The sequence below is a fragment of the Leptospira andrefontaineae genome, from assembly GCF_004770105.1.
Lineage (GTDB): Bacteria > Spirochaetota > Leptospiria > Leptospirales > Leptospiraceae > Leptospira_B > Leptospira_B andrefontaineae.
The window spans coordinates 174,058-194,618 of record NZ_RQEY01000023.1; the positions used below are offsets into that span (position 1 = coordinate 174,058).

Below are 20,561 nucleotides of genomic sequence, written 5' to 3' on the forward strand. Positions count from 1 at the left end.
AGGAACTTCATCTTGGCGAAGTTAGATCTTTCTAATGAGTCTCCAAATAAAGTCGGATCGCTTCCTTCATCACAGATAAACCTATCGGAAGAGAAGATTCGTCTATATCGAACTTAGAACTATGGTGTGGATGAATCAGACCCTTTTCTTCATTCATGGAGCCCACGAAAAAATAACATCCTGGGACTTTCATTAAGAATGCTGAAAAGTCCTCTCCACCCATAGTTTTTGCATGTTCTTCTGTGACTGAGTCGGGACCTAAAATATTCTCCGAAGCTTTTCGGACGATATTCGCCATTTCTGGATGGTTGATTGTCGGAGCATTCGTTCTTTCATAATGGATGATCGCCTTTGCGCCGAAAGCAGAGGCAGTATTTTCTACGACCCTTTTGAATAACTCAGGTGCCTTATCGAACATTTCTTTCGTAAATGTTCGGATTGTACCCTTTAGCTCTGCAGTTTCTGAAATTACATTAAATGCATGTCCTGCATGGAATGCTCCCACTGTTACCACACAAGAGTCGAGGGGATCAGTGTTTCGGGACACGATACTTTGAAGAGCGGCGACTATATGAGAACCTACTAATATAGGATCCACTGTATGTTGAGGCATTGCTCCGTGTCCACTTATCCCTTGCACGGTGATCTGGAATTCATCTACTGCTGCCATCATTGGGCCGTCTACGACTCCCACTTTTCCTACGGGGATATGATTCCACACATGAAGAGCCAATGCCGCTGAAACATCGTATTTTTCTAATATTCCTTCTTCTATCATACGATCTGCGCCTTGTCCACCTTCTTCGGCCGGTTGGAATACCAACAGTACCCTTCCTTTTGGAACGATAGCGCTTGGATTTTCTTTTAGTTCGGAAGCAAGCCCCATTAAAACGGAAGTATGAGCGTCATGGCCGCATGCATGCATGACTCCATTATGAACGGAGGTGTAATCCGTCTTATTCTCTTCAAAGATAGGAAGTGCATCCATATCCGCTCTTACTAAAAGAGTTTTGCCTGGTTTTCCCGAATCAATAAGGCAGGCGATGCCTGTTTTTGCGATTCCGGATTGAAAAGTATAACCTAAGGATTCTAAATGTTTAGAAACGAAATCCGCTGTCCCAACTTCCTCGTATCTGAGTTCGGGATGTTTATGAATGAATCTGCGGTATCGGACCAATTCTTCGGTCCTTGTAGGGGAAACTGTTTTCATGATATATCTAGGATGATTTACCCTGAAATCGGTTTTTAGTCCCTTCTTTTTTTATTTTTTGGGAAAAGAGAAACCAGGCCTTTCTACGTTCCCATTGCTTAATATCTTATCTGGATGAAGTGAAGTTGAAGAAGGGACGACTATTACAGAGTTCTATCGTACTCGTCCAATTCTCTTTTCCAAACCTGGGTTCCACAATAATGATCTCCTTCCGGGCAATATGGTTTGATATCGCCTTGCAGACGGATCCAACAAGGAGCCTTGATCCATTTTGCAATCTCAGGTTGGACCTTTGTCAGATCCACAAGTTCGTTGATAGATGCTTGGAAAATTTCTTCCTGAGCATTATAACAGGTTCTTGCTCTCCATTTATGATGAAGGTTCAGTAGATCCCCGCTTTCATAAAATCGTATAGGGAATGCATTCGGAAGAAGATAAGAAGCATGCTCCGCAGATCCACCTGCGTCGATAAAACGGTTCAGGCTCTTGAAAATTTCATCCATTCTTCTTCTATAAGTTTCTTCTAATTGAGGATATTTTAATACAACTTTAGGAACGATATAATCTGGCATCCCAGTATATTGGCTCATGAGCACTGGACGAGAGCCGGGCACCATTCTATGCCTTTGGTCTTGGCTATCCGCAGAATGAGAGATCCTTTTTTTGAAAGAATAATGTACATTGAACATCGCTCTGGATAGAGGGCTCATTGTAGTCTCATTCAGGGTAGAAGTCAGATGTTTATTTTTAGAAGGGTCCATCACGAGTCGGATCGCTTCTTCGTCACTTAAAGAATTTTTAGATAATCCTAATACTGCTCGAACGGAAGAAGCTAGAACCTCAGGACCGTTGGAGGAATAGGAAACCAATCTGGAATAACGATTGTCCATATCCTCGTCGAATTCTCTTACGAAATTTTTAGCAGCTTCCGGTCTATATTCAGAAGAACCATCTTGGTAGAAGTCTTTGAAAAATTTATATTCTGCAGTTTCTTCGAGAGGGATCGGATCATCCATTTCTTCCACATAAAGAGGATCGATCTCTTTTACTTTTTCGATCATCTCTTCTACAACTAAACGTTGCTCTTCAGGAACGTCGAAAGAATTCATCAAACGATGGTATCTATGAAGAGTGAGTCCATTGACTGAATGATATAAATAAGTATAAGTTCCCAAAGGTAGAAGATAACGTGCTACTTCTAAACACTTCTTCTTGATAGGTTGCTGCCATTTTTCCGGATAATTCGCACGAGCCTTGTATACTAGGAAATATTCGTCCTGGATAAATGGATGTAATAATTCTACAAATTCAAAATACGCGTTAGACGCTGATTCTACAGCTTCCAGATAAAGTTCTTTCTGTTTTCCGGAAAGAGTAGGTGGGATATAATAATTTTCCTTTTTAACTTCTACATATCTTTGGCTCACCTGTTCCGAGTTATAATAAGGATGAGAATGTAGAAAGGACCAAACGAACTGACGAGACACCTTGTCCAGTGTGAATATAAAATGAGGATGTTGTCTTGTGGTGAGGTGGCCCGCTTTTTTAGTGGATTTGGCTACCTTGTCCCTGATCTCCAGGGATTTTTCCGTGCGGATCATGTCTTCTGGAAGAAGGATCCCTTTAGAAGAATAGCAGGTTCTGGCAGAAGCGATGGCTAGGTTGAAAGGTTCTGTGGTCGCATCTAAAAGTTGAACGATTGGTTTCTGGTGTTCCATGGGATCTGCTACTCCGGAAAACTAAAATGGTATTATGTCGGTAAGCGAAAAGCAAGAAATGTAGGAACTTCTACAAAAACCGTTTAGAAAATTGCTTGTATTTAGTTACAAATTATAAAAAATGTAAATTGTAACTAAATGGAGGTTTCGAATGAAACTGAGAAAATTAGGCAAAAATGGCCCAGAGGTTTCCCAAGTTGGCTTGGGCTGTATGGGAATGTCGGACTTCTACGGCACAAAGGAGACCAGAAACAGGCAGGAATCCATCGCGACCATCCACGAAGCCTTGGATTCAGGGATCAATTTTCTGAATACGGGAGACTTTTACGGGATCGGTCATAACGAACTTTTGATCTCGGAAGCGCTTAAGGGGAGAAAGAACAAGCCCATGATCAGCGTTAAATTCGGAGGACTTCGTAAGCCAACCGGAGAATTCATCGGATATGATTTCAGACCGAACTCTGTGAAAAACTTTGCGGCACATTCTCTTACCAGACTTGGGGTTGATGTGATCGATATTTACCAAGCTTCCAGAGTTGATCCGGAAATTCCGATCGAAGAAACTGTGGGTGCGATCGCAGATCTGATCAAGGAAGGTTATGTGCGTTATCTTGGACTTTCGGAAGCTTCTCCTGAAAATTTGAGAAGAGCTCATAAGGTCCATCCTGTCACCGCTTTGGAAATTGAATATTCTTTGGCAACTCGTGTGATTGAGAAGGAACTCCTAGAGACTGCAAGAGAACTTGGAGTTGCGATCGTTCCATATGGAATTGTGGGCAGAGGACTTTTGACCGGAAAGATTGAAAATGCTTTGGGTGTTGCTGATTTTAGATCCATTTCTCCTCGCTTTCAGGGAAAAAACCTTGAAGCGAATTTGGAGCGTGTGAGTCTGCTTCAAGAGCTTGCAAAGAAGAAGGGTTGTTCTACTGCCCAACTCGCTATCGCTTGGGTGCTTCATAAGGGAGAAGATATTTTCCCTTTAATCGGTTCCACAAGAAGAGAAAGCCTTAGGGAAAATTTAGAAGCTCTTTCGGTCCATTTAAGTCCGGAAGAAGTGAAGACCCTGGACGATTCTTTTCCGGAAGGCGCCTTCCAAGGAGATAGATATCCTTCTCATTCGATGCAGCTCGTCGTTAAATGAGAGATGCCTAAAACAGGTTTAAAGCCAGAAGAATTACAAGAAAAAGTGCTCGATGCCGCAGAGATTGAGATCAGAAGAAACGGTGTCGAGCGTTTGAAACTTACAGACGTGGCTAGGAATCTAAACCTAAGTCACGCTGCTCTATATAAACATTTCGCGGATAAAGAGGCATTACTCGATTCCATTTCTAAAAGATGGTTGGATCGTATTGATATCGCTCTTGCAGAAATTTCCGCAAAAAAAAATCCATTAGAAGAAAGAATTCTAGAATGGCTTATGACACTTCATATGATGAAAAGAGAGAAGGTCCAGTCAGATCCAAGAATTTATACCGCATTTAATAATTCCGCAGAGAAAACAAGACCGTTCGTTAAAAAACATATCCAAACAATGTATGAGCAACTGGAAGCAATGGTCCAAGAAGGGATCCAAAAAGGATTATTTTTTTGTAATACTCCCAAAGAGGGAGCAAGAATCATTTTCGAAGGAACCGCTGCCTTCCATCATCCACGCATGGTATTCGATAATATAGAAGAAGACCGGATCGAATTTTTACGATCCGTTGTGAATACACTTCTATCTGGGTTAAAGAGTAAGAAGTAAATTCGGTAGTGTTAGCCCATGTTGGAGTTCCAACAAGGTGCCCATTTCTACTTTCTCTTTTTTACTCCGTTCTTGGAACGTTTTGATTTTGAACTTACAACCTCTTCCTGTTCCTCTTGGAACTCTTCGCTGTCCCAGGAGACTTCTTCTAAAGTTTCAGGAAGCCTTTCTCGGGCTCTGGAAGCTTGGAACTCGGACTCTAATTTTCTTTTACGAGCTTCTTTTCTTCTTTCTTGGTCTTGGTAAATATTCAGTAGGAATTCCATCACGATAGGAAGAAGTACTCGAGATAGAACAGTCGCAACGATTACTCCGAAGATCACCACTGTTGCCAAAGGTCTTTGCACTTCTGCCCCGGCCATAGTGGAGATCGCCATCGGAATAAATCCGACTGCAGCAATGATCTCAGTTGTCATTACCGGACGAAGTGAATGAAGTCCTGCTGATAATACCGCTTTGGAGATAGTAATCCCTTTTTCTAATTCTTCTTTGAGGGTGGAGGCGTATACAACTCCGTTCAATACTGCGATACCGCTTACTGCGATAAATCCGACGCCGGCAGGAATACTGAAAGGAAGACCTCTAAGCACAAGTCCTATGATCCCTCCTGCAACTGCGAGTGGGACTACGATGAATACTCCGGCAGCATAATAAATATTTCCGAATGCAGCGATTAACATCACAAAGATGATTCCGAGTGCGATCGGTACCACCATCAATAATCTGTTTTTTGCTCTTTGGAAGTTCTCGAACTGGCCGCCCCAATCCGTTCTATAACCTTCCGGAAGATTTTTTTCTATATCTGCAGTGACTTTCTGCGCCTCATTTACGAAACCTACTAAGTCTCTTCCTCGTACGTTTGTTTCTACCATGATCCTACGTTTTAAGGATTCTCTATAAATTGCGGCAGGACCTTCGACGAATTCTATTGTTGCTACCTGGCCAAGAGGGACCGTGACACCGGTAGAAGTCATGACTGGAATATTTTCCAATTTGTCCAGATCCGAAACATCCAATTGTAAGCGAACTACTAAGTCGAATCGTTTGAATCCTTCGAATACTTTTCCTGCTTTTCTTCCGATACGTAATGATTCTACAGTGGTGAGAATTTCTTCTGCAGCTACGCCGTAACGCGCCATCTTTTGTCTGTCTGCTTTGATCTGGATTAAAGGAAGACCGAGTACTCTTTGCACCCGTAAGTCTGCTGCTCCAGGGACCTTTTTGATCTTATCCGCAAATTTTGCTGCGGTTTCCTTTAGAGTTTGGAGATCATCCCCATAAATTTTAATTACGACATCCGCTTTAGATCCGGAGAGAAGTGCATTTACCCTGTTCTCGATCGGTTGTGAAAGTGAGATTGTACTGGAAGGAACCGATTTTAAGATCGCGTCCTTCATCTTGTCCATGAGTTCGTCCCTGGAAGAAGCACTTGTCCATTCTTTAGGAGGAAGCAGTTTCACCATGGATTCTCCTTCTTCCGTTCCGATTGGTTCCGCTGCAGATTCACCTCGACCCATCTTGCTCACAACGCTTGTCACTTCGGGAAAAGTCGCGAGGACCCTTTCCATTTCCATATTCGTATCTCTGGAATAGTTTATTGAAGTAGATGGAAGTCGTTTGATATCTATCGCGAATTCTCCCTCATCTATTCTTGGAAGGAATTCTGATCCTAAAGTAGATCCTAATATTAAAGAAACTACAAATACTCCTATACCTGCTCTTAAGAATATCTTTTTGTTCGCCATTCCAAAGTCGAGAAGTCGCATGTAAATTTCTTCCGCTCTGTCCCAGAATTTACTATGATGGAATATAGGAGTTTGGAATAGGATACTCGCCGCTGCCGGGAATGTTGTAAGCGAGAATAGAAGTGCCATAGCAAGTGAGATGGCAACTGTCATCGCCATCGGTTTGAACATTCTGCCTTCCACACCTTCTAAGGTCATGAGAGGCAAATAGACCAGCAAGATAATCCCTACGGAGAATGCTGCGGCTCTTGCCACTCTCACGCAGGAATCGGTGATGATCTGTTCTGCCGCGAGTTTTCTATCTTCTTGTGAATTCTGTTGTTCGTAAAAAGCCTGTTTTAAGATAAAACCGTGAAGAACGGATTCCAACATCACGATGGTTCCGTCCACCAAGAGTCCGAAGTCTAAGGCTCCGAGAGACATTAAGTTACCGACGATACCGAACATTCTCATAAAGATTGTGGCGGCAAGCATCGGGATTGGAATGGATAAACTGACTAAGAGTGCACCTTTTACGGTTCCAAGTGCAAAGATCAAAACGATGATCACAAGTACTGCGGCTTCAGCAAGGTTTGTGAAGATAGTGCCTAAGGTTCTTCCGATAAATTCGGAACGATCATAGAATGTTACGATCTTCATTCCTTCCGGAAGTCTAGCTCTTAATACTTCTACTTTTTCTTTGACCCGTTTTACTACTTCCAAAGAGTTTTGGCCCATGAGCATCATTGCTGTGGCGCCAACAACTTCTCCTTTTGCGTCTTTGGTCATAAGTCCGAAACGAAGTGCGGGGCCTGTTTCTACAGTTGCGATCTGTCCTAAGAGTAGAGGAACTCCGTCTCTTTCCGTTTGGACCGCAACGTTACGGATCTCATCCACGGTTTTGAATTGGCTTTCGCCGCGGATCACGATCTGTTCCGCACTTTTAGAGATATAACCACCACCTGTGTTCTGGTTTGCTGTCTCCAGTTTATCACAAAGTTGAGATAATGTAATATTATGAACTGCTAATCTTTGTGGATCGATCTTGATCTGATACTGTCTTGCTTCTCCGCCGATGATATTTACGTCGATAATCCCTTCGGTGGATTTGATCTCTCTTGCAAGTTCCCATTCCATATAGGTCCTGAGTTCTTCCGGATTATGACGATCACTCGTTAGAACGAATTCGTAAATATCCCCAAGACCTGTTGCAATCGGAGAAAGTTCTGGGCTTCCATATCCTTTAGGGATCACTGCCTCGGCTGCTCTCAATCTTTCGTTGATTAGCTGTCTTGCAAAATAAATATCCGTTCCATCTTTGAAGATAACCGTAACACTACTCACTCCAGTTCTGGAAATAGAACGGATCTCTGTTACGTGAGGAACACCGGTAAGTTCCATCTCAATCGGATATGTGATGAACTGTTCTACCTCTACAGGAGAAAGACCGGGAGACTGAGTGACTACGGAAACCTGAACGTTTGTGATATCCGGGATCGCATCGATAGAAAGTTGATATGCGTTATAAAAACCAATAATGGTCACGCCTGCAGTGAGTATCAGGATGAAAATCCTGTTCTTAATGGAGATACGTATCAGTTTATCTATCATGGAAGGGTTCCGGGCAAGGATACGTACAAATTCCCAATCAGTCCGGACTTGTCGAATGGTTTTTGAGAAAAAGGATCTCTTAAAAGTAACTATAGAAAGGAACTGATCCCAAGAACAAGGGTCTAATCAAAGCTTTTCAAAAAGTAAAAACTTCATCCCGTTTTTATCATCCTTTCTTCTCAGTTCAAAATTTTTCTTTGATATAGTTCTAATTAGATCTTCTACCGGAAGGATCAGTTTGTTATACGAACTGGAAGAAACAGTCCAACCTTTATCTGTTTTTTCATGAAATATATCCGTAATATCTACTTTGTCCTGAGCGAATTGTAATTGGCAGCTGAAAATTTGAGATTCTTCAGAACGGACTACAAAAATACTTTTGTCTCCGGGTGTTCCGTAACTCAGATCTCTATAACCTAAAATTAATTTACTGCCGGAAGAAAGAAAACTAGACCAAAGGCTTACCGTATTTTCCCAATCTTTTTCCGATTCCAAATGAGTGATTGTATCTCCCATACACAAAAGGATTTCGGGAGAAACTCCTTGGTATAAATCCCTGGATCTGATATCAGCTACCTTGGTCCTGATCTTCGTGTCCGGTTTTCTGTTTTTGATCTCTGATAATAATTTTTCACTGAAATCGATTGCTAAAACTTGAAATCCTAAATCTTCCAACGGAATGGATTGTATACCGCTTCCTGCCCCTAGATCCCAAGCGACTCCGTTTCCTTGGGGAGAAATTCCAAAAGATCTGAATAATTCCAGTTGGTCCTTTTCTTTTGCAGAAAGATCTCCCAACATCCAGGAATACTTTTCCTCTAAAAAGTTTTCGTAATGTGATTTGGAAGTTTGCATCAGGTTAATTTGTAGATTAGGACTTCTTTCTCTCTTCCTTTTACTTTTACTGGGGGAAGGGACTCCGCTTCTAAGAAATGTTTCACATGTTCGTAAACAGTATCCGTCGCCAAAATTTCACTTCCGAAGTCTTTATTGAGTTGTTCCACTCTAGATGCGAGATTGACAGTGTCTCCGATGATTGTGTATTCTTTTCTTTGGGAAGAACCTACACTTCCTGTCATTGCTTCTCCGAAATGTAAACCTATTCCGATTTTGGTTTCAGGGATCTTGCCGGAGACATTCATCTCTATTACTTTTTTTTGGATTTCTAAAGCGGCAGAAACCGCATTCTTTGCATCCTTTCCATTATCCGAAAGAGGAGCCCCGAAAACTGCCATAAACCCATCTCCCAAAAACTTGTTTATGATACCGTTATGTTTATTCACTATCTCTATCATATCTTCGAATAAAGTATTCAAATAAGAGATCACTTCGGAAGGGCTTTTGTCTTCCGAGAATTTTGTGAAGTTGCGGATATCCAAGAACATCACGCATACATCCTTGTTTTCGGATGCTGTGTCCGCTTTTTGGCTCATTAGTTTGTCCACTACAGACGGAGAAACATATTGTCCGAACATTCCCAAAATTTCGTTTCTCTCCTCTAAACGTTCTACAGAATTTTTAAGGATCTTTTTTAATCTCAAACCTACAAGTCCCGCCACGATCCCGGAAGCTAAGAATAATCCGGAACGCATGTATGTAGGGATTTTGGAATAGAAGAAGCTATATGCGGATTCCCCACCCAAAGGAGAGTCAGGAACAAAAAATAATCCGGTGATCAAATATTGGACTGCGGCTATGGCCCCAGTAAAAAAAGAAAGTCCAAACTCCATCCTAAGAACAGAGAGTATTATAAAAATCATATATAGGTTGGAGATAGGAGAATTTAAGGGAACCACAGGATGGGAATGTTTTTGGATTAAAATAAATAATATGATCCCTGGTAGGGAAGTTTCTATTAATGCGTTTCCGAATCTGGGTAATAGCGGAAGTTTAAATTCCCTTTTCTTTAGATAGTTCAGTAATTTTAAAAATCCAAATTCATAAATTGTGCCGAATGTAAGTGCCCCAATTAATACTTCGAAAGGAAAATCTATCCCAGTGCTTAGGTTGAATTCTTCCTTTAAGAATAAAAATAGAATGCCCCAGGAAATTCCTGCAAATGCGAATGCTGCCAAGAGGATCTTACTTCGGATTTGTTCACTGGCCAGTATCTCTTTTTCCAAGGTATTTGATAGTGTCTCGAAATGTCTGGATAACATGTATGATTCCTAACTAGGGCTCGAATTTTCGAAGTATATTCGTCTCCTTCTTTCTTTAAGCAAGAGAAAATTTTCAAAGAAGAAGGTCCCAAATACTAAGGAATATTCCAAGACCAGGACCCAGTCCCTATCATAAAATGGAAAAGAAGAATAAGTAGAATAAGATAATATCCAGATACTCGATGCGACCAAGGGCCAAATCGTTTTTGTAAATACGGATGCTGCTAAAATCGGAAGAAAATACCAAGGATGTACGGTGCTAGAAAACAAATAATAAATTCCACATAAATGGATCCATACTGTGAATAGAAAAACCGTTTTGTTGTTTGTTTCGATTTTAGAAACTTTAAAAGAATAAAAACAGATCGTGAAGATACTCAAAATACCTAATACAATTCCTGTAGAATAAGGATACCAAGTATGTCGGATCAGATTTTTTATAAGATAATGCAATCCTCCATGAAATTCAAATAATGTAAAATAGACTCCGATCCCTTTTCTCCAATGTTCTTCTAAAATTTTTTCTCCTGCTTCTGAAAATAAAAACCAAAGGAGTGCAGACCCAAATACCAGAAAACCGGCACCTAAGAATAGAAAAATCTTACGAATAGCGGACCTTCTACACCAATAAAAAAACAAAAAGGGGAGAGCTAATAAAGGAAGTATTTTAGTTAGAATAGAAGTTATATAAAATAAAAAACTTCTCAAAACGTTTCCTTTTTCTAAGGATACTATCCCTAAAAAAAGAAAGAAGAATAAGATCGGCTCCGGATGACCATTTCCGATCCCTTCCCAAAGAACGAGAGGATGGAGCCAGTATTTTAGGAAATTTCCGGACCCTTCTTCTTTTTTTCTTTTTGAAAATATATAAAGAATTCCTAATTCAAATAAAATTAAAATTCCCTTCCAGATCGAGATCGCCCAGAAAATCGAAAGCCCTCTTTTTAGAAAGAATACAGGAACTAAAAACAGGACTTGCAAGACAGGAGGATAAACGGAATAATACTTGGGAGAATTCATTTTGGCGAGTAGTTCCTTCTCCAAACCTTGGTCTAAGCCTAGACTAACGTGTACAGGAAGTTCCGAATAAGGAGACAAACCTTCTGAAAATAAAAGTCCGTCCCATAAAAAACGAAATGTATCTTCCGACAAAAATACAGGTGTAAATATGAACCAAAGCCTGAGTAAGATGCCAGCCCAGATTCCGATCTTCTCTCTACCTTTTGAAAAGAATTTTAAAAATATGAAATAAAGGCCAAGGCTAAAGAAGAATGCTCCGCATAGTTGCCAGATATCGCTTCTTCCGAAAAATAATGGAAACAAGGCGAGTGGAAGTGCCCAGAAGAGTAAAATTGTAGAAGTGCCTACAAAACTCCGCCAATTATTTGCACTCTGTACAATTATATTAACCATTTTATCCAATATAGCGAAAATATTCTTGAATTCTTGAGAGTCAACGTCTAACTAGGCGAAAGGGTATCGGGCAAGAAAGAATGATTCGAATCGGTAATTTTCCAGACACTGTCAATGAATATGCGGCAAGGACCGTTGCGGGCCTGGTTGTCATTTTAAGTTTGGCCGCAATAATTACGCAATCGCTTTGGTTGGTAGGGGCACTTTTCTACGGATTTTCAGCAAGGGTATTGTATGGACCTAAGTTTTCACTATTCGCAAAACTTGCGATACACGGTATCGTGCCTCTACTCGGCCTCGGGTCCAAAACGGTAGCAGGACCTCCTAAAAGATTCGCACAATTCGTAGGAGTGATCTTCAGCGGGACAGCGTTTGCTCTGCTATTTTTGGGACAGATATTTGCTTTCCAAGTAGTGCTTGGAGTTCTTGTGATTTTTGCAAGTTTAGAATCTATATTAGGATTTTGTGCGGGTTGTTTTGTTTTCGGATTTCTGATAAAATGGGGATGGATCCCGGAAGAGGTCTGCGAGAAATGCAATAATCTGCAATTCGTAATTAAAGAATAAATAAAACGATGGAGGCCTTTCGTGGCACAGGAAACAACTTATTACAAACCGGAAGATCTAAAAAAATTCGGGAATATCGGAGAATTTGAGCCGGAGCTGGCAAAAAAGTTTTTCGATTATTACGGAGCAGTTTTTGCAGATGGAGCATTGTCTGCTAAAGAAAAATCATTGATCGCTCTTGCGGTAGCGCATGTAGTGCAATGCGCTTATTGTATAGATGCATACACCACTGACACCTTAGAAAAGGGTGTGACAGAAGAACAAATGTGGGAAGCAATCCACGTAGGTGCGGCGATCCGTAGTGGATCAAGTTTAGTTCATAGTGTACAAGCCCTCAACAAGGTAAAAGAGCTCGGAGTATAAGGAATTTTTAAAGTATGAAATCCCTATTAGCCAGAGGGAGCGAGCTTGCTTCTTCCCAAGAACAATTGAAAATTCTTACGGAAGTTTCCGGAAAACTGGGTTTGCCTAGTTTTTCCGATAAATTAAAAGAAGCGGCACTCTATCCTTTACGCCCAACAGGGGTGGACATACTTCAAGTGAACGTGGGGAAACTCTGTAACCAGACTTGCAGACATTGTCATGTGGATGCCGGCCCGGACCGCAGAGAGAGTATGAGCAAGGAAACTATGCAGGAATGTTTAGTTGCCTTAGCCACTCCTGGTGTGACTACTTTGGATATCACAGGTGGTGCTCCTGAGATGAATCCTAATTTCAGATGGTTCGTAGAAGAAGCTTCCAAATTAGGGAAGAAGATCATGATCCGCTGCAATCTTACCATTCTTCTTGCAGGAGAAAAATATAGAGATCTTCCTGAATTTTTTGCAGAACATAAAGTAGAAGTTGTTTCTAGTCTTCCTTATTTCCAGAAAAGAAGAACGGATGCCCAAAGAGGAGAAGGTGTATTCGATCGTTCTATGGAAGCATTAAGAAAATTGAATGCAATCGGATATGGTGTTCCGGGTTCGGGACTTATATTAAATTTAGTTTATAATCCGGTCGGAGCCTTTCTTGCAGGCGGACAGTCCACATTAGAGAACGATTTCAAAAAGGAATTAAAACAAGTCCATGGCGTAGAGTTTAATTCATTATTCGCACTTACTAATATGCCTATTAGCCGTTTTTTGGAATCTTTGATCGAAAATGATAATATAGATACTTATTTAGAGAGACTCGTAACAGCCTTCAATCCGGTTGCTGCCACAGGCGTTATGTGTCGTAATACGTTAAGTGTAGGTTGGGACGGAAGTCTATACGATTGCGATTTTAATCAGATGTTGGACATGAAGATAGAAGGTAAGGTAAACAAAATCTCCGAATTTAATAAATCCGTATTGGATTCAAGAGAGATCTTATTACACCAACATTGTTACGGATGCACCGCGGGAGCAGGTTCTTCTTGCGGTGGTTCCATTGCCTAAGAAAAAACTGCTATAAACCTGACTTTTTTTCTAAATTGCCAGTCATATTGACAGAATTATATCTCAATTTCAACTTTTTCTTAAATATTGAGATTGAAACTCAGACCCGTTCTTCGAAAAGAGTATAAGGAACGACTGTTCTGTGGAGACAAACTCAAATGAAACAAAAAGCTATTTGGTTATTATTGGTGCTTTTACTTTCGGCTTCTTTCGTTGATTGTAAAAAAGACGAAGGGGAAGACCTAACAAATCTGGCACTCTTGAATGCGCTGGGTGGAGGAGGAGATTGTTTAGTCTCTTTCCCTGGTAAAGCATCTATCGGGGTAAACCGCACTCGTGCAATCGATGGAGCAGGTGCAACTAGCGTAATCTGGGGAAGAATTCCATTTGTAAATCACCCGATTGCAATTGTAGAAGCTTTGGGAATGCAGAATGGTGATCAAATTACCTTTACTGGTATCGATGTGGTTGCAAATCCTGAAACTGGTGGCGACGAACCGGTTGTCTATGAAAGTGCCGATTGTCCTCTAGCGGAATCTACAATCGTAGATGGATTTGTTCCGTTTAATAGTACTAATAGAGGCGGCGCTGGACCATTTGTATGGACGAACGATAACGCTCCTGGTTCTTATTATTTCTTATTGTATATTGTAGGAACTTCTGCTCCAGCTGCAACAATTCAACGTGTAAATCTTTAGTCCGAAAATTAAGTCCCTCCGTTTTTCTGATGGAGGGACAACTTACTTCTTCCCAGAACTTTTAATAATAGAATCCACCATCTCCGGTAAATCATCCAAAGCCGAAACCTTTCCGGTTAATTTCCAGATCTGTAAAACTCCTTCATAACAAGCAAATACTTTACGTGCTAAACTTTGTGTATCTGCAGCTTTCGGGACCTGTCCTTTTTTCTGCATTTGTTTTAGAAAATCGGCGAGATAGCTGATCGTTCTTTCTGAGATCTTTTTTACTTCTTCCGATATGGACGGAGAGTTGGAAGCAATTTGCGCGACAGTATTTGCCATCGGACAACCTGCAAATTCGCTCTTTCTGGTTTGCCTTCGGAGAATTTGTGTCCAAGCAAGAATAAATTCTTTAGCTGTTTCGGATCTGGATCTTAATTTATCTAATAAGATAAGTTGTTCTTTCCCGTAAAATTCTATATATGCCTTTCCTAATAGATCCTTAGAAGGGTAATAATCGTAAAAGCTGGCCTTTGCTGTTTGGGATTCTTGGATGATCTGGTTAATGCCTGTATTCCCATAACCTTGGGTTTGGAAAAGCCTGACTGCAGTTTCCAAAATCCTGTCTTTTACCCCTTTTTCTTTGGTTGACATTTTTTTCTTCCTGGGATTGAATAACAGACAGACTTGTCTGTTCGGTTTATTCTTATTCCAGGAAGACTGAAATATATTAAAATGCAAGTCTAAATCGGAGGTCTATATGTCTTCTTTATCCCCAGAAACCGAATCAATCGATATATCAGGAATTGCTTCCAGTGTAGAAGAGGCTGTTTTTACCCGTCATAGTATCAGGGATTACCTTTCTAAACCCGTAGAGGATTCAGTCTTAAAAGAATTATTCTCCAAGTCTCTGAGAGCCCCTAGTTGGAAAAATAGCCAACCTTGGAAAGTGCATGTAGTAACCGGTGCGAAAAGAGACAGGATGGCGGAATTACTGCAAGAGAGGGCAAAACAATCGGAGACTCCTGTGCCTGATACAATTTGGCCTACCGGTTTTCCATCTGATGCAAAGCGTAGAATGTTCGATCTAGGTATGAAGATCTACGGTGCTGCCGGGATTGAAAGAAAAGATAAGGAAGCAAGAGATAAGTTCATGCTTCGGAATTTTGAGTTTTTTGGAGCTCCTACAGCAGTATTTATAACCACTGAATTCGAACTCAATTTCTATATCGCATTGGACATAGGTTGTTTTTTGAACACAGTTATGCTTCTTGCCAGAAGTTATGGACTAGGGACTGTTCCTCAGGCTGCATTATCCGCCTTCCCGGAAGTAGTCCGAAAAGAATTGGGTCTGGCAGAATCTGAAAAGATAGTCTGCGGTTTAAGTTTGGGATACCCTAAACCGGATTCCGTATTAAATAAATTTCATACACCCAGGGAAGAGGTTTCCGATTTAGTAAAATTCTATACATAAATCTTAACGCAAAATTAACGCGTTTACCGGTTCCTCTCATGCGGGTTGGCATTGACGGATTCCTAAAAACAGGTTAGGTTTTTGGAATAGACGGAATGTTTCTGCCTGGGAGGAATCTTGTCTTATATATTTCTAATCGTTTTAGTCATCGCATTATGTGCTTATCTCTCCTTCTCCATTTTAAAACCGGAAAAATTTTAGGAGATACCAATGAACGGAAACGACTCGATCTTCTTCTTTTTATATTTTGCGGTTTTATTCTTACTTTCTCCTTTTTTAGGTATTTATATATCAGATGTCCTTAAGGGAGAAGTTTCCAAACGATCAACATTTCTTTCCAAATTCGAATCTTTTCTATATAAGATTTCTGGAATAAAAGAAGATCAAAATTCTGATTGGAAAGGATATCTATTCGATATCGGGATCTTTACCATCCTTGGTTTAGGGATCGTCGTATTAGGTCTCCATTTTCAGGATATTCTTCCCGGAAACCCGGAAGGTAAGTCTGGAGTTGCATGGGATCTGGCTTGGAATACTTCCGTCAGCTTTGTAACGAACACGAATTGGCAGGCGTATTCGGGAGAAGTTTCTCTTTCTTATATTAGCCAAATGTTACTTTTAGGAGTACAAAATTTTGTAAGCGCTGGAGTTGGACTTGCAATACTTGCTGCTATGGCCAGGGGAATTACCTCTAAACCTGGTGAGTCTTCCGGGTTCGGGAACTTTTACGTAGACCTAACCAGAAGTATATTATATATTCTTTTACCAATTTCTATCTTGGCTGCATTTGTATTGGTCTCCCAAGGTGTCGTCATGGATTTTTCCAAATATGTGGATTCGATCGGGATAGAAGGTCTTTCTGTCAAGATCCCGCTTGGACCCGCTGCATCTCAAATTGCGATCAAACAATTGGGAACGAACGGTGGTGGATTTTTCGGAGTAAATTCTACTCATCCTTTTGAAAATCCTACGGTATTTTCTAGTTGGATCCAATGTATTTTGATCACTGAGCCCGGGGTAGGTTATTTTCTGAAAACGGAATGAAGATCAAGCCAAGCCACCAAGGAAAGAAAGTTTGTATTACAAATTTATAAATTCCTTCGCGTCCTAGTGTCCTTGCGTGAAAATAATTTTTCTATTCTTTATAACGGACCAAAAATAATCCCGAACCGTCTGAAAGTTCCCAATTTCTAAACTCGGTTTCTTCTTCCCAGGTTTCTAAGTCACAGATCACTAAGTCCGCTTCGGAAAGTACCTGAGGGTTTTCCCCTTTTAGAATGGTGATTTTTTCTTTTTTGAGAAGGTTCCTTTCCTTTTGAGAGAATTGAGGAACTTTTCCTTTTGGATCCCAGATGGAAAGTTTCGCTCCTATCTTCTTCGCCATTGCAAGAGCAAATCCCAGTAGTTTTACGTCTTTATCCGAGTAAACCGCTAAGATAAAACGATCTAATTCTTTTAATTTTTCTGCGACTAAGATCCCTGCGTTTGTTTCCGATTCGGAAAGAAGTGTTCTGATCTTCCCTCCAAGCACATCGTCACTGAATAAGGATCTTGCTCCACCGGTTAGGAATATATTATAATTTCCTGATTGGATTGTTTTAAGTATATCTCTTGTTACATTATCAGAAGGTTTATATAGAGTTTTTAATTTGATCCCTAGTTCTTTAGAAAGTTTGAATAAAGGTTCGAAACTTTTTTTCTCGTATTTTTGAGCGGTTTTGCCCGAGATCCAGGAATCGGGAGTGAGGTGAAGTGCTGTTACTTCTTTTGTTTTATTTCCGTTTTGGAATAGTCCGGAAGCCAATCTTAATAGATCCACACCCCTCGAATGTAACGCGAAAGCGAGTAGTATACCTTCTTCTCTTTTGTCTTTGACAACCGAGAAAACTCTCTCTATTAAATTCAAACTTGGTCCAGTCATATATGTTGTGACCAATGCCATTAACACCATCATCGAGAATATCTCAGCGGATAATACCCCTATATCATAACCGATATTAAGTACGATCAATTCCATGAGTCCTCTGGTGTTCATGAGTGCACCTAAGGATAAAGAATCTTTCCAGTTATTTCCGGATGCTCTCGCAGCAATCGTACTTCCCGCGAATTTTCCTATAATGGCGACTGTAAGCACCATTAGAAAATCCCACCATAGATTGCCTTGGTTTAATAGACCGATTTGGGTCCTGATCCCGGTTAACGCAAAGAATAATGGAAGAAAGATCGCAGTACTTAAGTCTTCTACCTTTTCGGCGAGAAGTGTTCTAAGTTTGGGTTTGTCAGGCATAACAACCCCGGCTAAAAATGCTCCAAACAAAGCGTGAATCCCGATAGATTCAGTGATCCATGCCGATGCGATCGGGAAGAGTAGAAACAGAGCAACCGCCATTTTGGTAAATGCTTCTCTGTTTGTGAAGATCCTTCCTGCTCTATGCATTGCAGGTTGAACGATCTTCCACATTATGATAACATAAATAATTGCTAAGACGATGGTGAATAACGCGGCTAAAAGTCCGCCGGCTTGCACAAGTGCTATTACTACTGCAAGTAAACACCAAGCCGTTAAATCATCTGAAGCAGCGCATGTAAGTGCGAGTCCACCAAGTTTCGTTTTAGTAAGTCCTCTCTCTTGGACAATTCGAGCGAGCACTGGAAAGGCAGTGATACTCATACCTATCCCCATAAATAAGGAGAAGGACAAAAACGTGACCTCAGGAGGAGCCAATGTTTTGTAAATGGAAAGTGCTAAGATGGCTCCAAGTAAAAAAGGAAGAAGAATACTTGCGTGTGAGATAAGTATTGCAGAGTCGGCTTGGTTTCTAAGGAACTTTAGATCCAATTCCATTCCGACAACAAACATGAAAAATACCAGACCGATCTGACTTAATAGTTGTAAGGAACTTAAGGAAACTTTCGGAAATAAGAATTGATACTGTTCCGGGAATAATAACCCGAACAAGGATGGGCCTAATAAAATCCCTGCGAGAATCTCTCCTACTACGAATGGTTGTCTTACAATTACTGCAAGTTTACCCATTAAACGAGTGGCTGCAATTACGACTCCGATTTGTAATAATAGAAGTGGAAGAGGTTCATGGAAACCTTTCCAAAGTTTTGCTCCAGCTTTTTTCCAAGTATCTATCGGATCTTCTGTGGACTCGACCGAGGTAGAGGACTCCGCTTGGACGGTTGCAACCTTACCTATTTCTAATGACTTGCCTTGTTTCGTTATGAAGACAAAGGCCCCGAAAGAAAATACTAATAGGGTGATATAGAAAATCGCGTTTCGTTTCATCCTTAGAATCGGAAACCCTCGGAATGTTGGAGTTCCTCCATACTATAAAAATGGAAAGAATGAGAAAAGAATAATACTTAGTTTGATGAAGAGAAATATTTTTCCCAAAAACCTTTTTCTCTTAGATATTCCATGCCAAACTTTGCAGCCTCTAAGGGAGATAAGGTTTCGGATTCACTTTCTATTCTAGATAAGAATAGATAAGATCTTTTAGGACCTTTCCAGAAGAACCAATACCATGAGACTGATCTTCCTTGAGCGTATCCTGTTGCTGAGTCGGAATAAAAACCGGAGAAGTTCCCGAAGTTACCATCTAATCTATGAGTGCCCGTTGGATTTTTGATCTCTCCTGGATTTCTTTCCAAACCTTCTAATACTGAGTTTAGATTCTTTTTTCGGACCTCTAATTCTCCGTTGAATAGTCTCCATAAGAATAAATAGAATTCTTCTGCAGTCCAAGAATATCCTCCATCCATCCAAAAGGATTTAGAAGGTTCGAAAGGGACCGATGTAGGAAGTCCAACAGAAGACAACCAAGGTTTAAGTTTAATAGTTCCAGTATCGGTCCAGATCTTTTGAAAATACCAGACCGTTGAATTTTCTAAAGAAGACCTAAGATTCTGTTCCTTCTGCCATCTGATATAAGGGAATTTGGTTTTGTCCCAAGGAAAATATCCATGAGGATCTTTTAATGTTCCAAGTTCCAATGCAGCTAAAGCAAGCACCGGTTGGAATACATACATAGAAGGGGAGTTTTTTTTGCAGTTATCTTCTCCTACTTTCAAAAGTGTACCTTCTTCCATTTCGGCAAGGAATAAGCAGACTTTTCTGTCGGAGAGATTGAGTTCTTCCTTCTGTATGGCCAGCGATTCTGTTCCAGTTTTTACGGAACAGGAAAGAAGAAGGACCGCAAAAGAAAAACGGAATATTCGCCTCATTGGAACCAGGCGTAAATCGTAAGGTACGTAACGAATAGTGAAAGTGGGATGTAGAACATCAGGAAAATTTTTCCGATCTTTCTCCAATTCGTAACCGTATATTTTTTTACGAATTCGATCATTTGTTCCTGATTCATGGAGTATAACTCACTCGAGTCATTCCAACCGAAAATATTCCCTGCGAGTCTTCCTATCATCTCGTCTTTATGAGCTTGAATGGAGTCCCAGGCGTCTTCCTTTTCGGAGATATTAGTGGATAGAAGTTGAAGAAAAACTTTAGGCACTAAGAACACTCTTCCAATCATTAAGCTCGAGGCTCTAGTAAATAATCCTAGGAAGAACATAGCTGAGAAGAGCGGGTTTTCTCTTTTGAACCAGAATACGATCCCTAGACTTATCACATAAGCTCCGTATCCTATATATAACCCGGCGAGTTCGAATCTTCGATTCGTTTTTTTCTCTTTTAGGAATTCTTCGTACAGTTGAGAGGATACAGTTTTCATTCTCTTAGCAATCCGAGTCTGGGCTTTCCCGAAATTCCGGATCTGAATGCTACGATTTTTGGATTCGACAGGGAGACAAGTATTTCTGATCTCACTTCCGCCATT

General features: G+C 40.6%; 18 protein-coding genes and 1 pseudogene. 9 read left to right on the forward strand and 10 right to left on the reverse strand.

Annotated features, from left to right (window positions below):
- Positions 1–31 precede the first annotated feature (31 nt).
- Together EHO65_RS17620 and EHO65_RS17625 are read right to left on the reverse strand one after the other, a co-directional pair.
- Positions 32–1,210: a M20 metallopeptidase family protein gene (locus EHO65_RS17620; protein WP_135775854.1), complete on the reverse strand. Its 1,179-nt coding sequence runs from the start codon at positions 1,208–1,210 to the stop codon at positions 32–34.
- A 143-nt stretch (positions 1,211–1,353) separates the two neighbouring features.
- Complete coding sequence (locus tag EHO65_RS17625; protein WP_135775855.1) at positions 1,354–2,928, reverse strand: FAD-dependent thymidylate synthase; 1,575 nt, start codon at positions 2,926–2,928, stop codon at positions 1,354–1,356.
- Between the two features lie 151 nt (positions 2,929–3,079).
- On the opposite strand from EHO65_RS17625, the gene EHO65_RS17630 reads away from it, so the two are divergent.
- Both EHO65_RS17630 and EHO65_RS17635 read left to right on the forward strand, forming a co-directional pair.
- Positions 3,080–4,069, forward strand: coding sequence for an aldo/keto reductase (locus EHO65_RS17630; RefSeq protein WP_135775856.1), 990 nt, complete (start codon positions 3,080–3,082; stop codon positions 4,067–4,069).
- Between the two features lie 3 nt (positions 4,070–4,072).
- Complete coding sequence (locus EHO65_RS17635) at positions 4,073–4,672, forward strand: TetR/AcrR family transcriptional regulator (protein ID WP_135775857.1); 600 nt, start codon at positions 4,073–4,075, stop codon at positions 4,670–4,672.
- Between the two features lie 47 nt (positions 4,673–4,719).
- Here the strand turns inward: EHO65_RS17635 and EHO65_RS17640 are convergent, their stop codons facing one another.
- The 4 genes from EHO65_RS17640 to EHO65_RS17655 all read right to left on the reverse strand — a co-directional run bounded on the left by EHO65_RS17640 (position 4,720) and on the right by EHO65_RS17655 (position 11,579).
- Positions 4,720–8,007, reverse strand: coding sequence for an efflux RND transporter permease subunit (locus EHO65_RS17640; RefSeq protein WP_135775858.1), 3,288 nt, complete (start codon positions 8,005–8,007; stop codon positions 4,720–4,722).
- 126 nt (positions 8,008–8,133) lie between these two features.
- Positions 8,134–8,862, reverse strand: a complete 729-nt coding sequence (locus EHO65_RS17645) for a class I SAM-dependent methyltransferase (RefSeq protein ID WP_135775859.1) — start codon at positions 8,860–8,862, stop codon at positions 8,134–8,136.
- Positions 8,862–10,166, reverse strand: coding sequence for an adenylate/guanylate cyclase domain-containing protein (locus EHO65_RS17650; protein WP_135775860.1), 1,305 nt, complete (start codon positions 10,164–10,166; stop codon positions 8,862–8,864). The genes EHO65_RS17645 and EHO65_RS17650 overlap by 1 nt, the downstream gene beginning before the upstream one ends.
- 9 nt (positions 10,167–10,175) lie before the next feature.
- Positions 10,176–11,579, reverse strand: coding sequence for an MptA/MptB family glycosyltransferase (locus EHO65_RS17655; protein ID WP_135775861.1), 1,404 nt, complete (start codon positions 11,577–11,579; stop codon positions 10,176–10,178).
- Positions 11,580–11,659: 80 nt separating this feature from the next.
- Between EHO65_RS17655 and EHO65_RS17660 the strand changes: the two genes are divergently transcribed.
- The 4 genes from EHO65_RS17660 (at position 11,660) to EHO65_RS17675 (ending at position 14,264) form a co-directional block, all read left to right on the forward strand.
- A complete protein-coding gene (locus EHO65_RS17660) occupies positions 11,660–12,145 on the forward strand; it encodes a DUF4395 domain-containing protein (protein ID WP_135775862.1) in 486 nt (161 codons plus the stop codon).
- Positions 12,146–12,166: 21 nt separating this feature from the next.
- The gene (locus EHO65_RS17665) at positions 12,167–12,508 is read left to right on the forward strand and encodes an arsenosugar biosynthesis-associated peroxidase-like protein (protein ID WP_135775863.1); all 342 of its coding nucleotides are present in this window, start codon (positions 12,167–12,169) and stop codon (positions 12,506–12,508) included.
- A gap of 14 nt (positions 12,509–12,522) precedes the next feature.
- Positions 12,523–13,566 (forward strand): arsenosugar biosynthesis radical SAM (seleno)protein ArsS, encoded by a 1,044-nt coding sequence (arsS, locus tag EHO65_RS17670; protein ID WP_135775864.1) that lies wholly within the window; start codon positions 12,523–12,525, stop codon positions 13,564–13,566.
- A gap of 158 nt (positions 13,567–13,724) precedes the next feature.
- A complete protein-coding gene (locus EHO65_RS17675) occupies positions 13,725–14,264 on the forward strand; it encodes an LIC20153 family lipoprotein (protein ID WP_135775865.1) in 540 nt (179 codons plus the stop codon).
- 42 nt (positions 14,265–14,306) lie between these two features.
- Here the strand turns inward: EHO65_RS17675 and EHO65_RS17680 are convergent, their stop codons facing one another.
- On the reverse strand, positions 14,307–14,900 hold the full coding sequence (locus tag EHO65_RS17680) for a TetR/AcrR family transcriptional regulator (protein ID WP_135775866.1): 594 nt from the start codon (positions 14,898–14,900) through the stop codon (positions 14,307–14,309).
- Positions 14,901–15,006: 106 nt separating this feature from the next.
- On the opposite strand from EHO65_RS17680, the gene EHO65_RS17685 reads away from it, so the two are divergent.
- From EHO65_RS17685 to EHO65_RS17695, 3 genes and pseudogenes are all read left to right on the forward strand, one after another.
- A complete protein-coding gene (locus tag EHO65_RS17685) occupies positions 15,007–15,720 on the forward strand; it encodes a nitroreductase (protein WP_135775867.1) in 714 nt (237 codons plus the stop codon).
- Between the two features lie 117 nt (positions 15,721–15,837).
- Positions 15,838–15,921, forward strand: coding sequence for a K(+)-transporting ATPase subunit F (gene kdpF, locus EHO65_RS17690; RefSeq protein WP_135775956.1), 84 nt, complete (start codon positions 15,838–15,840; stop codon positions 15,919–15,921).
- Positions 15,922–15,930: 9 nt separating this feature from the next.
- Positions 15,931–16,725, forward strand: a pseudogene (locus EHO65_RS17695) (potassium-transporting ATPase subunit KdpA); the annotation flags it as partial.
- A 130-nt stretch (positions 16,726–16,855) separates the two neighbouring features.
- Here EHO65_RS17695 and EHO65_RS17700 read toward each other — a convergent pair.
- From EHO65_RS17700 to EHO65_RS17710, 3 genes are all read right to left on the reverse strand, one after another.
- Complete coding sequence (locus EHO65_RS17700) at positions 16,856–19,015, reverse strand: cation:proton antiporter domain-containing protein (protein ID WP_135775868.1); 2,160 nt, start codon at positions 19,013–19,015, stop codon at positions 16,856–16,858.
- 77 nt (positions 19,016–19,092) lie between these two features.
- Positions 19,093–19,953: a penicillin-binding transpeptidase domain-containing protein gene (locus EHO65_RS17705; protein WP_135775869.1), complete on the reverse strand. Its 861-nt coding sequence runs from the start codon at positions 19,951–19,953 to the stop codon at positions 19,093–19,095.
- Positions 19,950–20,456 (reverse strand): hypothetical protein, encoded by a 507-nt coding sequence (locus EHO65_RS17710; RefSeq protein ID WP_135775870.1) that lies wholly within the window; start codon positions 20,454–20,456, stop codon positions 19,950–19,952. The genes EHO65_RS17705 and EHO65_RS17710 overlap by 4 nt, the downstream gene beginning before the upstream one ends.
- Positions 20,457–20,561: the final 105 nt, after the last annotated feature.